This is a genomic window from Campylobacter sp. RKI_CA19_01128 (assembly GCF_025771175.1).
GTDB lineage: Bacteria > Campylobacterota > Campylobacteria > Campylobacterales > Campylobacteraceae > Campylobacter_D.
In genome coordinates this window covers 1-17,819 of record NZ_JAKMPU010000012.1, presented here as the reverse complement: position 1 = coordinate 17,819, position 17,819 = coordinate 1, and the positions used below count along the sequence as shown (strand labels likewise).

Here is a 17,819-nt window from a genome sequence, read left to right as displayed (position 1 = left end):
TGAAAAATGAGTAGTGTTATTTTATTTGAAAATAAAGAATTAGGACAAGTAAGAACAATAAGAGATAAAAACAATGAACCTTTGTTTTGCCTAAATGATATATGCAAAATATTAAATATAAAAAAGACAAATAGTGTTAGAGACTCTATAAATAAGGAATTTGATAAAGGGGGCGGTTTTGAGTGGTACCCCTTTAAAACTTCTGGAGGAACGCAAAAATTTATTGTAATTAATGAACCTGAACTTTACTTTGTTTTAATGAGAAGTGATAAGCCAAAAGCAAAGCCTTTTAGACAATGGGTTATTAAAGAAGTCTTACCAAGTATTAGAAAGCAAGGTTATTATGCGTTTAACAATGCACCAAAATTAGAAAATTATAACAACAAATACGATCTTCCTGATACACCTTATAAGGAAAAGATAGCAAATGCTATAAAGGAAATAGAACAAAAACAAAATTCTAAATTTATAGAACTAATAGAATATGAAATAGTAGAAAAATTTAAAAATGGAAAAACACAAGTTTTACAAAAACTTAATTTTAAAACCAAATTAATTTAAATAAAAACAAATTTTAAAGAAAGGAGATAAAGAAAGTTTAAGAAAGGCCGTAGGGTAAAATTATACCCCTTTAAAAGGGGCAAAGCTAATAAGCCTTGACTATAATTACACAAACAAGTATAATTATAGTTATAATTTTGTATGACATAAATTCACCCCCATTCTAAGGGTTAGATTAAGCCATAGGGTTGCAGCCTACGGCTAACCCTTCGGGGTATTATACCTTAGTCTTCTTAAACTTCTTAAAACACAATAATGTTTAATCTTGTATTTTCTTTTAAGGCTTACCATGCAAGGTAATTTCTTTACAGAGCTTGGTAATGCTACTCATGTGATTTTAGAAGTAGTAAGAAATGCAGCATTGAGTGAAAAAATGACTCAACTTGCCGTGCTTTTTTCTATTACCCTTGTCATTACTATTATGTATAAGGGTTATGAAATCTTATTTGGTCGTTCTCAAAGTCCTACTAAAGAAGTAATGTGGGATTTAGCTGCTAAGGCTATGATCATCACTTTTGCTTTAAATATCGGCGGATGGCTTACTTTAGTTATTAATGCTATGGATGGCTTTCATGAGTGGGCTGGTGGAAGCCTTAGTATGTATAAGCAAATTGATATTATTTTTAATGAAGTTAGAAATTTAGCTGATAATATATGGGCTAAGGCTAGTGGATTTGATACAGTAATAGCTGGAATTACTATAATTATAGTTTATATAGCATTTGGTATAGCTGTGCTACCTGCTTTAGTAGTGATTAATGCTACTGCCTTTACTCAAACTATATTGGTGATTGCCGCACCTTTAATGTTTTATTGTCTTTTATATAAAAGCACTAAAAATGTTTTTACTCAATGGCTTGCATTGCTTATTTCTAATACCTTATTAGTTCTTTTTATGAGTTTATTTTTTAAGGTTTTTGCAAAAGAAATATATGCATTTGTATATGAAACTTCTAAACAATACTCTAACGGAAATGTTGATTCTTTTTTTATAGGCGTGAGAATGACTTTTTCCTCTGTTTTATTAGTTGCTATGGTTTTTGTAGCAAAGGTTTTTGCTGAAAAAGTAGGAAGCGTTGCTTTAGATTCTGCTATGCAAAGTGTGTTTTCAAGGGTAAGCAATCCTATAAGTTCTGTTGCTGGAAAAACTCTTGGAAATTTATTTGGGCATGCTCAAAAAGGAGGCTCTAAAATGGCAGAAGGTGCTTATTCTGCTATGAAATCAGGTGCTTCTGTTGCAGGTGCTAATGCTATGTCTTTAGGAAAGAGCATATTACAAAGGATGAGAAATGAAGCATAAGATAATTTTATTTGCATTTTGTGCAATCTTTTTTAGTGCTTGTTCTATTAAAAACAATACTAATTATAACTATTTATTTGATGATAAAAGTGGTTGGGTTGCTGTAAATGATATTAAAGATCAAGAAAAGTTTTTAAAAATGGAAATTGTTCCTGTGTTTGAAAAGAAAGAAGAAAAAGAAACTTCCATTAAAAGCTTTGAAAACATTAAAAAGAAAAAGAGAATTATTTTAAATTATCCGAGTATGTCTTATGTGATTTTAAAAAAGGCTGTAAATGATTCTAATTCTTATCATGAAGATAAGATGGTTGAAGCTGGCGAGTTTGATTATTCTATCACTTACCATACGGAGCAAGGAGATGTTTTTGTAAAAGTTTTAAAACAAAATCTTTTTTTCAAAGAAAAAGATGTGCAAATAATTGAAACTGAAGTTTTAGAAAACAAATTTTAAAGAAAGGAGATAAAGAAAGTTAGTATAAAGCCAAAGGGATTATCCTAAACCCTGCTATAATTGCAGGGAGATTAGTATGCCTTGACAAAGCAAAGCATAACTAATATAATTACAAGGATAATGTTGAACATTTAACTCACCTCCCTTCTGGGCGGTAAATTGAATGTCAAAGGTGGCACCCTTTGGCATTCCACCCTTTTTAATTATACTAACTTCTTTTAAACATAAAATTGAAAAACCAAAATGAAATTAATTCTAATGCTTTGAATTTTGAAGCAAGTGTAAGATATTTGATTGAAAAATCAAATCAAAGAGCTTGGTTAGTTGCATTTATAAGTATGGCAATATCAATTATTGCTGTAATTGCTGTAATTTTCTTAACACCATTAAAAACTACTGAACCTTATGTGATTAGAGTGGATAATACTACTGGTATGGTGGATATTATTACTAGCTTACAAGAAGAGCAAATTAGTTCTATTGAAGCTTTAGATAAATACTTTATCTCTCAATATATAAAAGCTAGAGAAGGTTATTATTATAAGTTTTTAAATCAAGATTATGTTCTTACTCAATTAATGAGTGATGAAAATGTTGCAAATGAGTATAGAGCTATCTATGCTGGTGATAATGCTTTAGATCAAATTTATAAAGATAATGTTGAAGTAAGCGTTAAGATTTTAAGTATTGTTCTTGGAAATAGCAATGGAGTAAAAACCTCTACTATAAGAGCATTAATTACTAAAAAAGATTCTGTAACAAAAAGCACACAGCAATCAACTAAAGTTATAACTTTGGCGTATGATTTTTTACTAGCAAAAACAAGTGAAGAAAATAGAATTTTAAACCCTCTTGGCTTTAAGGTTACTAACTATAGAGTTGATGAGGAAATAAGATGATAAAAAATATTAGCCTAGCCCTTTCTTTTTCATTTTTGGCTTTACCTGTTTTTGCATTAAATGAACCGCAAAAATCAGAATACGATCAACGCGTAGCACATGCTGAGTATAACTCTAAAGATGTTTTTAAAATGGTAGCTAGAAATGGTTTTGTAAGTATGATTGAATTTAGCGATGAAGAAGTCATTATAAATACCGCTACAGGATTTTCTGAAGGTTGGGATTTAATAGAGAAAAAAAATCTTTTATTTATTAAACCAAAAGCTTATAAAACTAGACTTTTTGTAGAAAATGATCCTTATAATCAAGGTCAGCAAAAAGAGATGATTGTTGATCCAAATCCAAAAGACTGGAAAACAAATTTAATTGTTACCACTAATTTAAAAACTTATATTTTTGATTTATTGCTAACTAATGATAGCAAGCAAGCAACTTATAAATTGTCTTTTAGCCACGCTGATAAAATCTTAAAGCAAGAGAATAAAATAAAAAAAGAGCTAGAAAAGAAAATTGTAAGAGAAGAGCTTGATAAAAATATAGTTCCTAGAAACTGGGATTTTTTAATGAAAGCGAATAAAGGAAGTGAAGATATAGCACCAAATTATGCTTATGATGATGGTGTTTTTACTTACTTAGGTTTTGATAACACAAAAACATTTCCGAGTGTATTTTTATATGAAAACGGCAAAGAAATGATCTTAAATACTCACATTAAAAAAGATGGAAAATATGATGTTTTAGTAGTTCAAAAAATTGCAAAACAAATTCTACTAAGAAGTGGAGATAAGGTTGTTGGAATTTTTAATAATGGCTATGGAAAAAATCCTTTAGATAAAACTAGAGAAACCTCTAATGAAAATATACAAAGAGTAATAAACGATCCAAGTAAAACACTTTTACTAGAACAATCTTTATTAGGAAATGAGCAATGAGTAATCAAGAAAAACAAGAATTAAAAGATATGGATTTACAAAGTGAGTTGCAAGCACAAAGCGTTAATGTTAAAAAAATTCAAATCTATGTATTCTTTATTGCTTGTGTATTTATATTATTGATTTTTGCATATATCTTTGCAAAATCTTTTATTGGTAGTAGTGATGATACTGCAAATACACAAGCAAAAGAAGTTAATAAAGACATTGCTAGTAGTGTGAAATTAAAAGATTTTATTTTACCTCAAAAAGAAGAGCCTGTTAAAGAAGAAACAAAGAGTTTTGAAGAGTTATTGAAAGAAAGAGAACAGGAAAAACCCGTTGAAGTAACTCCAAAAGAAAATCCTTTCGAGTTTATCTCAAAACCTTTACAACCAAGAATAGTAAAAGGTGCAGGGTTAGTTGTGGTAAGTAGTAGTAGTGATGGTGGGGCTTTTAATGCACAAGAAAACAATACACAAGAAAGCTCAAATAATATTTTTAATTCTAAACCTATGCAAGGAGATAATGCTTTATTATCTAATGGATCAAATGATTTTATCGGCGATGTTTTTACCCCAACTAGTGCTAGTGTTAGTCAGTTTGATCCAAATTTATTATTATCCAAAGGAACTTATATAGGTTGTTCTTTAAAAACTCGTTTGGTTAGCACTATTAAAGGGGGTATTGCTTGTATTGTTTCAAATGATGTTTATTCTTCAAATGGCAATGTTCTTTTAATTGAAAAAGGAAGCACCATTACAGGAAGTTTTAGTTCAGGACAATTAAATGATGGTATGGATAGGCTTTTTGTTATTTGGCAAGAAATAAGAACGCCTAATAATATTATTATACCAGTTTATTCAGGTGCAACTGATGAGCTTGGAGCAAGTGGAATACAAGGATGGGTAGATCATCATTATATGAAACGCTTTGGTTCAGCTATTTTATTATCAATAATTGATGATTCTTTAAATATTTTAGCTAATCAAGTTATTAATAAAAAAGAAAATAGCGTTGATTATACGGAAAATTCAAGAGAAACTTCTCGTGAAATAGCTAATACTGCTTTAGAAAAAATGATTAATATCCAACCAACTCTTTACAAAAATCACGGTGATTTAGTAGGTGTATATGTTAATAAAGATATTGATTTTTCTAAGGTTTATCAATTAAAAAGAAAGGGCTTTTAATGAGTAATTCAAGAACCCTAGAAAAATTAGCTAATGATTTTTTTGGAAAACATTTGGCTAATTCCAGCGTAACTGAAATATGCTACAACGGCAAAAAAAATATTTTCATACAAACTAATGATGGAAAATGGCAAGAAGAAACAAGTAAGTTAGATTATGAAGCTTCTAAGTCGTTTGCTACTTCTTTAGCTTCTTTTAAAGAAGATAAGATAGATGAATCACGCCCTATCCTTTCTTGTATATTACATGGAGGTGAAAGGGTTCAGGTAGTAATTCCGCCAGCGACTAAAAAAGAGCATATTTCAATTACAATTAGAAAACCAAGTGAGAAAAGATTTTTAATACAAGATCATGTTAAAAGTGGTCTTTTTGAAGAAATAAAAACTGATCATTTTATAACAAATCCTTTGGATGAGGAGTTGAAAAAGCTTTATGAAGCTAAAAATTTTAAAGATTTTATTTGTAAAGCAGTAGAGTATGAAAAAAATATCATTATAGCAGGAGGTACAGGAAGCGGTAAAACAACTTTTATGAAAACTTTAATTGATTTTATTCCCAAAGAACAAAGAATTATAACTATAGAAGATGTTGAAGAAATAAAATTTTATGAGCATAAAAATTTTGTACAACTTTTTTATCCTAGTGAAGCTAAAAATGAAGATTTTTTAAATTCTGCAACTCTTTTAAAATCGTGTCTTAGAATGAAGCCTGATAGAATCTTATTGGCAGAGCTTAGAGGTGCTGAAACTTATGATTTTATCAATGTTCTTTCTAGTGGGCATGGTGGTAGCATTACAAGTTGCCATGCAGGAAGCACTTCTGAAACATTCGAGCGTTTGGCTTTGATGACTTTACAAAATACTCAAGGTCAAAAAATACCTTTTGAAAAAATACAAGATATGCTTAAAAATCTTATTGATGTAGTTGTCCATATTAGAGCTCATAATGGAAAAAGACATATTAGTCAAATATATTTTAAAGAGATGAAGAATGGCAAATAAAGAAAAAAGAGGAATTTATAATGTGAGTTTTAACGATAAAAACTCAACTCCAATTAATACAGAATTAGAGATTATTGAAGAGGCAATCATTGATTATGTTGTCCATTATGTTAAGGGTTGGCATAACACAAAAAGAGACAAAGGAAGAGGTGCTGAACATATCAAATTACATTTAGCAAAAGAAAGCGAAGGAGAAATAAAGATTGAAGAGCTTTTAAATCTTGGTAACTCTATAAGAGAATATTTGAAAGTCTTTAAAGAACCATTTGATGATGGAAGAGGTGGAAAAGTATATGAATGGGAAAATAAAGAAGGCATTCGTTTTAGAGTTGCTACTGATAAGATCAAAGGGGAGGGTCTCATCCCGCCACTATCCCCCTCTGATGAAATTATTATAACTTTTTATTCTGATAGAAATCTTAATAAGAGAATGGAATTTAAAAATCCAAAAGTTAAAGCTTATTATGAAGAAAAATCTTTAAAACAAGAAAAAAATTCTAATTATTTTAAACAAAAATTAGAAAGCTTTTCTACAAAAATAAAAGGAATAGAAAATGAAAGATAAGATTGTAATGCTTGTTTTTATAAGTATTTTTTCACTATTAATAGCTTATTTTTTAAGTCCTTTTGTGATGTTTTATCTTAATGATGTAAGCTTAAAAAGAATTCTTGGGTTTTACAATCTTAAATTCACTTTTGAGGCATTAATAAATGCTTACCCAAAAGCTTATATTTCTTTCTTTGGTATGTTTGGTTTTAGTGTTATTGTTTTAATGCTTTTAGCATTAATAGCTAAAAGCAAAAAAACTCAATTTGGCGAGGCAAGATTTGCAAATTTAGCAGAAATTAAAAAAATGAAATTATTTTCAGACAATGGAATAATCATCGGAAAATATAAGGGAAAATTTTTAAGATTTAAAGGTCCTCAGTTTGTGGCTTTGGGAGCTCCAACAAGAAGTGGTAAAGGGGTTGGTATTGTAATACCAAATTTAATGGACTGGAAAGAGAGTGCTGTTGTTCAGGATATAAAACAAGAATGTTTTGATTTTACAAGTAAATATAGAAAAGAAGTTTTGGGTCAAGATGTTTTTCTTTTTAATCCATTTTCAAAAAGAACTCATCGTTACAACCCTTTAACTTATATTGATATGAGTGATAGTGATAATTGTGATAGTCAGTTAATGGATTTAGCAAATATCATTTATCCAAAAGAAGGGGATTCTACAACTCAATTCTTTAATGGTCTTGCACAAAACCTATTTATAGGACTTTGTTATTTGTGGAAAGATTTAAATTTAAAAGAAGATGGGAAACTTTTTTTAGAAACATTTAACTTAAAAACAGAATTTAGTTTTTTTGGAATATTACAACTTTCAAAAGGTTTTACTTTTGAATATGAGGGTAAAAAAATAAATGGATTTGATAATACTTATAAGTACTTATCAAATTGTGATGATCTGCTTTCAGATATCACAAAAAGAAGGTTAGAAACTTATTTTAGTATTTCAAGTGATAATACAAAATCAGGAGTTATGTCTTCTTTTAACGAGCCTTTAACTCCTTTTGAAGCAGAAGTGTTAAAACTTTCTACTCAAACTAGTGATTTTGATTTGAGAGATTTACGCAAAAAGAAAATGACTATTTATATAGGTATAACCCCTGATCAATTAACTAATGCAAAATTTATATTGAATATTTTTTGGTCGCAGTTAATTCTTTTGAATACAAAAGAACTTCCTGAACAAAATCCACAAATTAAATATACTTGTTTAATGCTTATGGATGAATTTACAGCACCTAGAAAAATTCCTATATATCTTTCAGCAGTAAGTTTTATGGCAGGTTATTTAATGCGTTCTTTGATGATTTATCAATCAAAATCTCAACTTAAAGCACCTGCTCCTGATGGATATGGAGATGATGGAGCAAAAACTCTTTTGACTAACCATGCTTGTCAAATTTTTTATACCCCAAGAGAGCAAGAAGATGCAGAGGAGATTAGTAGAATACTTGGTAATACTACATTTAAAACAAGATCAAGAAGTGTAGGGGCAAGTGGTGGATCTACAAGTTATAGTGAAGCAAGTAGGGCATTAATGCTTCCGCAAGAACTTCGAGAAATGTCTTTTGAAGATGAGCTTATTACCATAGATAATGGAAAGCCTATTTTATGTAAAAAAGCTTTTTATTATAACGATCCATATTTTATTGATAAATTTAAACAAGTCTCTCCAACTTTGGCAAAAATTAAAGGCATACCTAAAGAACATATCTTAAAAGGAGCTTTTCAAAGAGGAGAGTGTCGCATACAAATACCAACAACAGGAGAAAATAATGAAAAAAACGCTTAGTTTGCTTTTATTGGCAAGTGTAATTTTTATAGGATGTGCAAGTTCTGCACCAAAACCTAAAAAGCTTGAAGGCGGTTCAAAGCTAACCTTGAATAATTCTTTATTGGAGGAAAAATATAGATTTGTTCCTAAAGATTCAAAGTTAAGCAATATGGACTGGATTTATCAAATAGAGCTTACAAAAAATAAAGAAGGCTTGCTCACTAATGAGCAAATAGTAAAAACTTTTCTTTTGGCTCATAATGCAAAAAGAATTATCTTAATAGGCGAAAAAAATATCATTCAAGAATATGAAGAGTATTTTAAAAAAAATGGTGTTGAAGCAGAAATGATCTTACAGCCTATAAGCATTATTAAGGGAGATAAAAATACCATCAATATGCTTTTTTTTCATGCAAAAGATGGAGAGATAAATGAGTAATTCTTTATTTGATAATAATGAGATTAAACCAACCGTGATTAAAACCATTAATCAAGATGAAATTGTAGAAAAGAAAATGATACAAGAAGCCAAAAAAATTAAAAAAAAGGAGAATAAAAAATGAAAATAAAATTGATATCAATAATTTTAGCTATGTTTATGTTCTCAAATTTAAAAGCTATAAAATTGGATTATTTAAGTGGGGATACTAGATATGCTTGTGAAGCTATGCTTTGTTTAGTTTCGCCTATTAAACCACCTGAATGTAATGCAGCAATTGCAAGATATTTTGCAATTAAGTTTAAAAAACCTTGGGAAACAATTAATGCTAGAAAAGCTTTTTTAAATCTTTGCCCTGTGGATAATAGTGATACTGAAATGCTTAAATATAAGAATGATATTTTAGCTCATTTAGATGGTGAATGTTCTTTGGAAGAACTTAATAAAAGAGTAGAAAAAAAACTTTTATGGGTAGAAAGAGTATGTGATGATGGATCATGTGAAGAAATAGAGCATTATGGATATAGAATAAATCCACAATTATCGCAATCTTGTTACCTATTGCAATCTAGTTCTTATACTGATTATCAAGGTTTTGAGTATATATGCTCTAAAAATTTTATAGAGGATGTCAGTTGGAAAAGAGGTTATGAATTAAAAGAAATTTCTGAACAAGAATATAACTTACTTCCTGATAATTTAAGAGAGAAACATCGCGAGAGAGTAGGTTTTAAGTGGAAATGGGTTTTTTATAAAAAGATTTTTATTAATAAAAAATGTTGGATAAAAAATGACTGAAGAAAATCAAAGCTTACTTGATGAGCAAATAGATCAAGAAGATATGAATAATTCTTTACTTGATGAAGTAAAAATTTGCAACTATCAAGAAATTATTGATGAGCAGATAAAAATCTTAGAAATCATTAATAATACTATCAATATAGGCTTAAATAATGTTCTTGATGAGAATACCAAAGAAGGAATTTTTAAAGATTTAGAGCAAAATTTTTATAAACTTAAAATGAATATTGATTCTCTAATTTCGTATTTTAAAAATCCCCCAAGTCAAGAAGAATTGGAAATAATCAATAAAACGCTTTTGATTAAAACAGAACTTGATAGTTTGAACTCATCTTTTTCAAAATTAGAAATAGAAGAATTTAGTCAAAAAGCAATGGAACTAAAAACTGCACTTGATAATTCTTTAGTTAATTTTGATAATACATTTCTTGAATCATTAAATAGTGCTTTAAAAGTAAGTAATGATGATTTAAAGGATTTTAGGTCAAAAACCGAAGCTAGATTAAGTGATAGCTTACAAACATATGATCAAACTTTAAAAGTGTTTTTAGAAAAAGAAAAAAATGCAATTTTAGATTTTTCTAAAATTTTTTCGAAGCTAACTAAAAATATCAAACAAACTATGATTGTTTCATTGATGTTTTTTGTTTTATTTGGGTTTTCTTTTGGAGTTTTTTCTTTCATCGTATACTAAATACGAAGATTATAAAAAAATAACCCAAAACGCCCAAAAGTTAAGCTCTATCATTATAAAAGAAAATAAAGACAAAAGCTTAACTTTGAGCTTCCCAAAAAACAAAACCATTCTTAATAAAGATGAGAATGGCATTCATATCACACTACAAGGAGGTGAATGAACATGTAATTATATATATTTTTTTTAAATTCCCAAACCAAAAACCAAAAAACAAAACATAAAAATTTTTATTAAGGAGAAAAAATGGCATTTGTAAGATTATCAAATGGAGATCATCCAAGACTTATGGTTGATGTAAATAACGCATTAAACTATAAAGACACTCAAACAGGTGAAATTAAGCAAAGACAAGTTGCTACCGCTTTAGTTGATGTGATAGAAGAGGCTGGAAAAGTTGTTGGAATGGATAAGGGAGCTGTAACAGCTTCTTTTAAAGTAAATAATGAATGGAAAAATTACTTTGTAAGAAGAGATAAAGAAAATTTCAACATTGTTTTATTGCCAACAGATCCGCAAGAAAGAAGTAATAGAGATAATCATATCTTTATTAATAATAACTGGAATGAAGAAACTGACAGATTTTACTACACAATCAACGATAAAAGAGAAGCTGGAAAAGCTTTAGTTGAAGGAATTGGAATTAGCGAATTTCAAAACCAAGATGGTAGCAAAAGTTTTTATCTTGACACAAACATTAAGCTTACTAATAAAGAAATTAAAGAAGAGCTAGAAAAGATTAAACTTGAAAAAGGTGATGGCTATCTAGCTATTGTTAGAAGCACTGGTTTTGAAATAAAAAATGAAGCCGAAATGAAAGAGCAAAAAGCAAAACAACAAGATGGTTTTTCTAAAGAACAAACAATAGAGCAAGAAACTCAAGTTCCAAGCAAAGAAAAAGATATCGAAAGATAAAAGGTAAAAGATGAGATTGTTTATAGCGGAAAAACCTGAACTTGGTAGAGCAATTGCAGAAGGCTTAGATGGTAATGTTAAGAAATTTGAAGGTTATGTTCAAAAAGGCGATAATTTAATTACTTGGGCTTTTGGTCATATATTGAGATTAGCAACACCTGAATTTTATAATGAAAAATGGAAGTTGTGGAATTTAAATGATTTGCCTTTGGACATTAAAGAATTTAAATATATTCCTATAAATAATAGCAAAAAACAATTAGAAATTATCTGCAAATTGATTAAAAATGATCAAGTAGATAGTATTGTTCATTGCGGTGATGCAGATGATGAGGGTCAAATTCTTATTGATGAAATTATTCAGTATTCAAAAACAAAAAAACCTGTTTTTAGAGTTTTAATTAATGATTTAACTCCAAAAGCAGTTAAAGTTGAAATTTCTAAAATGAAGCCGAATTCTCAATTTAAAGGAATGAGTGAAAGAGGATTTGCAAGAAGTCAGGCTGATTGGATTGTAGGTATTAATCTTACAAGAGCTTATACAAGTGTAGCACAGCAAAAAAGTGGTTTTAGAGAAGTTCTTACTTTAGGAAGAGTTCAGACTCCAATTTTAGGGCTTATAACAGCAAGAGATAATGAATATGAAAATTTTAAAAGCATAGATTATTATTCATTGCTAGGAAAATTTGAAATAAATGGAAAAGTATTTAATGCAAGATTAAAAACAGAAGAAAAGATTATCGATGAAAATATTGCTAAACAAATAAAAGAAATCAACATTAATAAAACGGGGTTAATTAGTGTTTTTAAAGAAAAAAAGAAAGAATATCCCCCTTTGCCTTATAGTCTTTTAATTTTGCAAGCAGAGTGTGCTAAATTATATGGCTATTCACCTGATAAAACATTAGAAATCACTCAAAATTTAAGAGAAAAATATAAAGCCATAACTTACAATAGATCAGATTGTCAATACTTACCTGAAACAATGTTTGAACAAGCTCCAAATATTTTAAATTCTATTAAATTAAATATAAAAAATAATGATAGTGATTTAAGTTTATTGCTTGAAAAGAGTGATTTAAGCATTAAAAGCAAAGCTTTTAATGATAAAAATATTTCCGCTCACTATGGAATAATACCAACTCAAAACAATTTTGATTGTGGGCTTTTAAAAGAAGAAGAAAAGAATATCTATATTTTAATAGCAAAAAGATTTGTGATTCAGTTTTTTAAACCAAGAGAATATGAAGTTACAAATCTTGAGATACAAACTTATGATAAGAGTGTATTTGGCACTTCTCAAAGCAAAAATATTAGCGAGGGTTTTAGAAAATTTTTCAAGCAAAGTGATGAAAAAGACAATGAAGATACTAATAATCATTTGGACATTTCACTAATAGAGAATAATAGTGTTTGCAAAATTAAAGATATTGAAATAGAGAAAAAGCAAACAAAACCGCGTCCTTATTATACGATGGATTCTTTATTAAAGGATTTAAATAGTGTTGCTAAATATGTGAAAGATGAAAAAATAAAAAAATTACTAATTGAAAAAGATAAAGACAAAAAAGGTGAAAATGGAGGTATTGGAACACCTGCTACTAGATCAACTCATATTAAAAATTTAATTGAGCAAGGATATATTGAGGTAAGTAAAGATAAAAAACAAGTTGTTAAATCTACTAAAAAAGGAAGACTCTTAATATCTTTAGCACCTGAAACTCTTAAATACCCTGATATGACTGCTTTATGGTTTGAGCAACAAAAAATGATTGAGCAAGGCACAATAAAAAAAGAAGATTTCTTACAAAATATATTAAAGGAGGTTAATAGTGAAATTTTGAAAATAAAAGAAAATGGGAGTATGAATCAATTCTCACAATTATCAAAAGAAAAACAATATAGTTGCCCTGAATGTAAAAATGGTTATTTAATAAGAAGAAAAAACACAAAAGGGACTTATTGGTGGGGATGTAGTGAGTATAAAAATGGTTGTAAGTTTATGTGTTTTGATGAAAAAAATAAGCCAAAATTAAAATAAGGAGATGAAAAAATGAATGAAGTAGTATTATGTGGTTTTCTTGGTAAAGATTGGGAAGTATCTCAAGGAAAAAAAGAACTTTTAGCAAAAAATAGTTTAGCAATTACGACTATTACTAAAAAAGCAAATGAGGAAATAAAACACACAGATTGGATTCCTTTGGTTGTTTTTGGAACAAATAGGGTAAATGCTTTAGCAAATTACTTAAAAAAAGGAGATAAATTCTTATGCAAAGGAAGGATTTTTACTTCAGTTTATGAAGATGAAAATCAAAATAAAAGAACTGGTTTTCAAGTTATAGTTGATCATTTTGAATTTGTTCATCAAAAAGAAAAGCAAAATATAGATCACCAAGCAACTAAAGAAGATAATTCTGTTGAAAATTTTGCTCAAACAGATAATATGGAAGAAGAAACATTTTAATGAGAACTAAAGAGGGTAAAATGAAATCAGTAATATATAAAAAATCTTTAAAAGCAAAATATCCAAAAAAAAGGATATTAAGAAAAATCTTGTTGTCTTTTTTATTAAGTTCATCTTTAATAAATCAAACACATTCAAGTATTATTTTTGACAATGTAGATAGTGAGATTGAAATATTAAGTAAAAAAATTATTTCATCAGCTAATACTGATAATGAAATTTTACCTTCAAGCACCCAAAACACAAACACTATTCAATCACAAGAAACACAAGTTAATGAAGCTAGTGAAATTATAAAAGAAGAAAAAGATAGCAAAGAACTTAGTGAGCAAGAAATCTATGCTAAATATGCAAAAATAAACAAAGAAATCAGAAGTATAGATAAAGAATTAAGTAATAATTCAAACAATAATGAATTAATTGCTAAAAAAGAACAACTAATTCAAGAAAAAAATAATCTTGATGATAATTTAAAAGAAATTAATAACGAAGAAGATAATACAAATTTTCAAGAACAAACTATAAGAAAAGCAAAAGTAAAAGCTCATCGCATAATCTCAAGAGAAAAACCAAATGTAAAAAGCAAACAAGTAGAAATTTATAGAGAAAATAGAATATTAGATATTGAAAATATCATAACTAATGAAACAGGCACTAAGTGGGCTAAATTAGCTAATAAAGAAGAGTATATTTCAGCTAAGTGGCTTGAGTTTTATGATAAAGAAGTTATCAAAGAACACACTCATACTAATTTTAAAGACAAAAAAATTATTAAAAAACCTTTTGAAACTGTTTATCTTGAAAACCCTACAAATGCAAACTATTATAATGAAAATTTAAAAACACAAGAAGCTTTAAATGATAGTAAAAAAGATGATAATTTAAGCAAAGAAGATCAAGAATTTTCAAATAAAGTAATGAAAGTTATTCAAACAGCTGGTGCTATTTATGATAGTGAAGATAGCAAGAGCAAAGAAGAAATTGTAAAAAATATGGCAAGTTCTTATTTAAATGCAAGTGCAAATGAACTAGCTAAAGAATTTATTGATTCATTAAATACTTCTATTAATACAGATTTTTCATTTAATTACAACGAAAGAAGCGGTTTTAGTGGTAATGCTAAAGCACTTTTACCTATTGTAAGTGAAGATAATCCAAAAATATCTTATTTTTTACAAAGTGGTATAGGCGAATTTGCTAATGATAGAACCATAGGACACTTTGGTGGGGGTATAAGATATTATCCAAATGCAACAGCTTTAAATAATTCAGGTAATATTATGTTAGGACTAAACTCAGTCTATGATCATGATTTTAGCAGAGGGCATAAAAGAATGTCTTTGGGTTTTGAAAGCATGCTAGATACACTCGCATTTAATGCAAATGTTTATCAAAGATTGAGTAACTGGATAGATAGCTATGATTTTGATAAAGATTATGTGCAAGAACGCCCTGCAAATGGCTGGGACGCAAAAATAAAATATGCTTTTCCTTCTCTTATTAATGTTTCAGTTTTTGCAAAAATGGGACAATGGTATGGCGATAAAGTAGGTATTTTTGGAGCAAATAGCGTTGATGATTTAGAGAAAAATCCATTAATATATGAAGGGGGAATTTCATATTCTCCATTCCCTGCATTAACTTTTACTTTAAGTCATAGCAGAAGTGCAGAGAGTTCTAAAAAGAATACTTCAATTAATGCAAACATTAACATACCACTTGATGAAAAAGCTATGAAATTAGCATTTGAACCAAAACTAGCAGGAATTAGTAATACTATTGAAGGCACTAGAACTCAATTTATTGATAGAGATTATTCTATGGTTCTTGAATATAGAGCAACTCCAAATAAGTATCATATTTCTTATTGTGGGGATTTAGGTAATGATAAACATTGTATATTATTAAAAAATGGCTTTGATGAAGTAGTAAAAAATACTCCTATGAGAGTTACACCAACTCATTCTTGTGTAGTATTTGAAAAAGGTTTTGATTACATTACAGACAATAGCGGAAAAGTTTATGTGCAAATCATTCGTTCTTGCACTCCAAAAACTGATTTAAATGCAGTAGCTGGCGAAGCAAATGGTAAATTTCCTATTTCAATTATAAAACTTGATTTTAAAATTAAAGCAGATCCTGAAAAAATAGAAAGATTTGAAGAAAGTCTTATCACTTTAGCAGGTGGAAACTTAGCTAATAATTTAAAAGTTGTTTGGAAATTAATAGGCAAAGGCGAATTAATTAAAACAAATACTTCAGATACAACTGATAACAATGGTAATGCTACTATCAAATACAAAGCTGATGATACGATGAAAGATAAAGAAGAAGTTAAAGTTATTGCTAGTGTTAATGGAGTTGAGTTTAAAGCACCTGTGCAAATTATGGTATTTGGTAATAACGATAATGATTTAAGTATTGATAAAGAAGTCATAGGAAATAAAGAAATAGCAATTGCTACTTATAAAAATTTACGCCCAAACAAAACTAATGTAAAGTGGAGATTAGAGGGCGAGGATAAAGCTTTATTTATCTTAGAAAATGAAAATAAAAGCTCTACTGCTAAAGAATTACAACTTATTGCAGATAATAAAGGCGAAAGTAAAGTTAAAATCGTAGGCTTAGAAAATAATGGTAAGGTAAAAATCTTTGCTAAAAATACTAATGATGAATTAGTGAGTGAAAAAATCAAAGAATTAGAGGTTAAAAATTATAAAGCCACTATGATTTTACCAACTCACAAGCACCCAGTTACAAATGCTTTATTTGAAAATGGAACAATTGATTATGTGAGTGAGTTTGAAGTTAAACTTACTGGATTAATGCCAAATACTAAAGTAGAATGGATAGCTAAAGATACCAACAGTGGTAAGAAAATTAGAATTAGTAATAACAAAGAAACTACTTCAAATGAAAAAGGCGAAAGTAAAGTAGTATTTGAAGCAATCAAAGATTATAATGTTAAAAATTTAGAAATTACAGCTATTTATAATCAAAGTCTTGCAAATAAAATTGAAGTTAAAGATAATATCAAACTTTATCAATATTCTTTAGAAATGAATAGTCAAAAAGATAAGCTTGACGCTTATGAAAATGGCTTACCTACAAAAGATTTAGTTTTAGATAAAACTGAAGTTAAAGTTACGGGAGGAAAGCCAAATGAAAAAGTAGAATGGGATTTAACTGGCGATGGCACATTAAGCAATCAAGAATTAAGCTTTGATCAAAATGGAGAAGCTAAAGCCTTATTAACTTCAAAAACTCCATTTAAAACTCCTATCAAAATTGTTACTTCAGGTGTAGGAAAAAATTCAAATAAAACTATTGTGTATGATTTAAGAACCTTCACACCAGTAATAACATATCCAGTATTTAATTCTACTCTTTATGGCAAACACAATAATACAATAGATTATGATACAGATTATTCAATTTTAGTAAAAGGACTTTTACCTGATAGCATAATAGAACCTATTACAAATGGAGTAATTAAACCAAAAAGCGATAGTGTGCAAGTAAATAACAAAGGCGAAGCGACAATTGCTTATCACAAAATAAATGATTTTAAAATTAAAAAGATAAAACCACAATTTAAATATATTAAAAGTGGGGATACTAAAGAAACTTTTACTATGAATGATATTAATTTATATCAATACAAATTAAGCATTTCAAGTGATAAAACTGAACTTGTAGGCGATGAAACATTCAAAGTAACAGTCAAAGGCGGAAAACCAAACGCAAGTGTAGAATGGACTTTAAGTGGAGATGGAGAAATTACCTCAAAAGATAGCAAATTTAATGCTAAAGGCGAGGCTTATTTAAATGGTCAAGGAAAATCACCCTTTAATAAC

Annotated in this window: 17 protein-coding genes; all 17 read left to right on the top strand. The window is 28.5% G+C overall.

What is annotated here, in order from left to right:
• Positions 1–6 precede the first annotated feature (6 nt).
• A complete protein-coding gene (locus L8U98_RS07280) occupies positions 7–561 on the top strand; it encodes a Bro-N domain-containing protein (RefSeq protein ID WP_263659910.1) in 555 nt (184 codons plus the stop codon).
• Between the two features lie 289 nt (positions 562–850).
• Positions 851–1,861 (top strand): type IV secretion system protein, encoded by a 1,011-nt coding sequence (locus L8U98_RS07275; RefSeq protein WP_263695817.1) that lies wholly within the window; start codon positions 851–853, stop codon positions 1,859–1,861.
• Positions 1,851–2,312 (top strand): hypothetical protein, encoded by a 462-nt coding sequence (locus L8U98_RS07270; RefSeq protein ID WP_263725380.1) that lies wholly within the window; start codon positions 1,851–1,853, stop codon positions 2,310–2,312. The genes L8U98_RS07275 and L8U98_RS07270 overlap by 11 nt, the downstream gene beginning before the upstream one ends.
• Positions 2,313–2,542: 230 nt before the next feature.
• Entirely contained in the window at positions 2,543–3,211 is a 669-nt protein-coding gene (locus tag L8U98_RS07265) for a virB8 family protein (protein WP_250324999.1), read from the top strand.
• Complete coding sequence (gene virB9, locus L8U98_RS07260) at positions 3,208–4,143, top strand: P-type conjugative transfer protein VirB9 (RefSeq protein ID WP_012662266.1); 936 nt, start codon at positions 3,208–3,210, stop codon at positions 4,141–4,143. Before L8U98_RS07265 ends, virB9 begins: the two co-directional genes overlap by 4 nt.
• Complete coding sequence (gene virB10 / locus L8U98_RS07255) at positions 4,140–5,315, top strand: type IV secretion system protein VirB10 (protein ID WP_263725381.1); 1,176 nt, start codon at positions 4,140–4,142, stop codon at positions 5,313–5,315. Before virB9 ends, virB10 begins: the two co-directional genes overlap by 4 nt.
• Positions 5,315–6,316, top strand: coding sequence for a P-type DNA transfer ATPase VirB11 (gene virB11 / locus L8U98_RS07250; RefSeq protein ID WP_012662268.1), 1,002 nt, complete (start codon positions 5,315–5,317; stop codon positions 6,314–6,316). The genes virB10 and virB11 overlap by 1 nt, the downstream gene beginning before the upstream one ends.
• Complete coding sequence (locus L8U98_RS07245; RefSeq protein ID WP_257395666.1) at positions 6,306–6,881, top strand: hypothetical protein; 576 nt, start codon at positions 6,306–6,308, stop codon at positions 6,879–6,881. The genes virB11 and L8U98_RS07245 overlap by 11 nt, the downstream gene beginning before the upstream one ends.
• Positions 6,871–8,667 carry a conjugal transfer protein TraG/VirD4 gene (locus tag L8U98_RS07240; RefSeq protein ID WP_044599627.1) on the top strand — a complete coding sequence of 599 codons (1,797 nt, stop codon included), beginning with the start codon at positions 6,871–6,873 and terminating at the stop codon, positions 8,665–8,667. Before L8U98_RS07245 ends, L8U98_RS07240 begins: the two co-directional genes overlap by 11 nt.
• Positions 8,651–9,088 (top strand): cag pathogenicity island Cag12 family protein, encoded by a 438-nt coding sequence (locus L8U98_RS07235; RefSeq protein ID WP_012662271.1) that lies wholly within the window; start codon positions 8,651–8,653, stop codon positions 9,086–9,088. Before L8U98_RS07240 ends, L8U98_RS07235 begins: the two co-directional genes overlap by 17 nt.
• Positions 9,081–9,212: a hypothetical protein gene (locus tag L8U98_RS07230; protein WP_256378939.1), complete on the top strand. Its 132-nt coding sequence runs from the start codon at positions 9,081–9,083 to the stop codon at positions 9,210–9,212. Before L8U98_RS07235 ends, L8U98_RS07230 begins: the two co-directional genes overlap by 8 nt.
• Complete coding sequence (locus tag L8U98_RS07225) at positions 9,209–9,886, top strand: TrbM/KikA/MpfK family conjugal transfer protein (protein WP_263725382.1); 678 nt, start codon at positions 9,209–9,211, stop codon at positions 9,884–9,886. The genes L8U98_RS07230 and L8U98_RS07225 overlap by 4 nt, the downstream gene beginning before the upstream one ends.
• Positions 9,879–10,583 carry a hypothetical protein gene (locus L8U98_RS07220; protein WP_263725383.1) on the top strand — a complete coding sequence of 235 codons (705 nt, stop codon included), beginning with the start codon at positions 9,879–9,881 and terminating at the stop codon, positions 10,581–10,583. The genes L8U98_RS07225 and L8U98_RS07220 overlap by 8 nt, the downstream gene beginning before the upstream one ends.
• Before the next feature lie 246 nt (positions 10,584–10,829).
• Entirely contained in the window at positions 10,830–11,498 is a 669-nt protein-coding gene (locus L8U98_RS07215) for a hypothetical protein (protein ID WP_263725384.1), read from the top strand.
• A 10-nt stretch (positions 11,499–11,508) separates the two neighbouring features.
• Positions 11,509–13,539, top strand: a complete 2,031-nt coding sequence (gene topB, locus L8U98_RS07210; protein ID WP_263725385.1) for a DNA topoisomerase III — start codon at positions 11,509–11,511, stop codon at positions 13,537–13,539.
• A 12-nt stretch (positions 13,540–13,551) separates the two neighbouring features.
• Positions 13,552–13,962 (top strand): single-stranded DNA-binding protein, encoded by a 411-nt coding sequence (locus L8U98_RS07205; protein WP_263725386.1) that lies wholly within the window; start codon positions 13,552–13,554, stop codon positions 13,960–13,962.
• A gap of 20 nt (positions 13,963–13,982) precedes the next feature.
• The coding region (locus L8U98_RS07200) for an inverse autotransporter beta domain-containing protein (RefSeq protein WP_263737855.1) at positions 13,983–17,819 on the top strand (3,837 nt) is incomplete at its 3' end.

What these genes read in the sequence shown, in the direction of transcription:
- L8U98_RS07280 (WP_263659910.1), top strand. Translation starts at nt 7, where the DNA reads ATGAGTAGTGTTATTTTATTTGAAAATAAAGAATTAGGACAAGTAAGA.
- L8U98_RS07275 (WP_263695817.1), top strand. Translation starts at nt 851, where the DNA reads ATGCAAGGTAATTTCTTTACAGAGCTTGGTAATGCTACTCATGTGATT.
- L8U98_RS07270 (WP_263725380.1), top strand. Translation starts at nt 1,851, where the DNA reads ATGAAGCATAAGATAATTTTATTTGCATTTTGTGCAATCTTTTTTAGT.
- virB9 (WP_012662266.1), top strand. Translation starts at nt 3,208, where the DNA reads ATGATAAAAAATATTAGCCTAGCCCTTTCTTTTTCATTTTTGGCTTTA.
- virB10 (WP_263725381.1), top strand. Translation starts at nt 4,140, where the DNA reads ATGAGTAATCAAGAAAAACAAGAATTAAAAGATATGGATTTACAAAGT.
- virB11 (WP_012662268.1), top strand. Translation starts at nt 5,315, where the DNA reads ATGAGTAATTCAAGAACCCTAGAAAAATTAGCTAATGATTTTTTTGGA.
- L8U98_RS07245 (WP_257395666.1), top strand. Translation starts at nt 6,306, where the DNA reads ATGGCAAATAAAGAAAAAAGAGGAATTTATAATGTGAGTTTTAACGAT.
- L8U98_RS07240 (WP_044599627.1), top strand. Translation starts at nt 6,871, where the DNA reads ATGAAAGATAAGATTGTAATGCTTGTTTTTATAAGTATTTTTTCACTA.
- L8U98_RS07235 (WP_012662271.1), top strand. Translation starts at nt 8,651, where the DNA reads ATGAAAAAAACGCTTAGTTTGCTTTTATTGGCAAGTGTAATTTTTATA.
- L8U98_RS07230 (WP_256378939.1), top strand. Translation starts at nt 9,081, where the DNA reads ATGAGTAATTCTTTATTTGATAATAATGAGATTAAACCAACCGTGATT.
- L8U98_RS07225 (WP_263725382.1), top strand. Translation starts at nt 9,209, where the DNA reads ATGAAAATAAAATTGATATCAATAATTTTAGCTATGTTTATGTTCTCA.
- L8U98_RS07220 (WP_263725383.1), top strand. Translation starts at nt 9,879, where the DNA reads ATGACTGAAGAAAATCAAAGCTTACTTGATGAGCAAATAGATCAAGAA.
- L8U98_RS07215 (WP_263725384.1), top strand. Translation starts at nt 10,830, where the DNA reads ATGGCATTTGTAAGATTATCAAATGGAGATCATCCAAGACTTATGGTT.
- topB (WP_263725385.1), top strand. Translation starts at nt 11,509, where the DNA reads ATGAGATTGTTTATAGCGGAAAAACCTGAACTTGGTAGAGCAATTGCA.
- L8U98_RS07205 (WP_263725386.1), top strand. Translation starts at nt 13,552, where the DNA reads ATGAATGAAGTAGTATTATGTGGTTTTCTTGGTAAAGATTGGGAAGTA.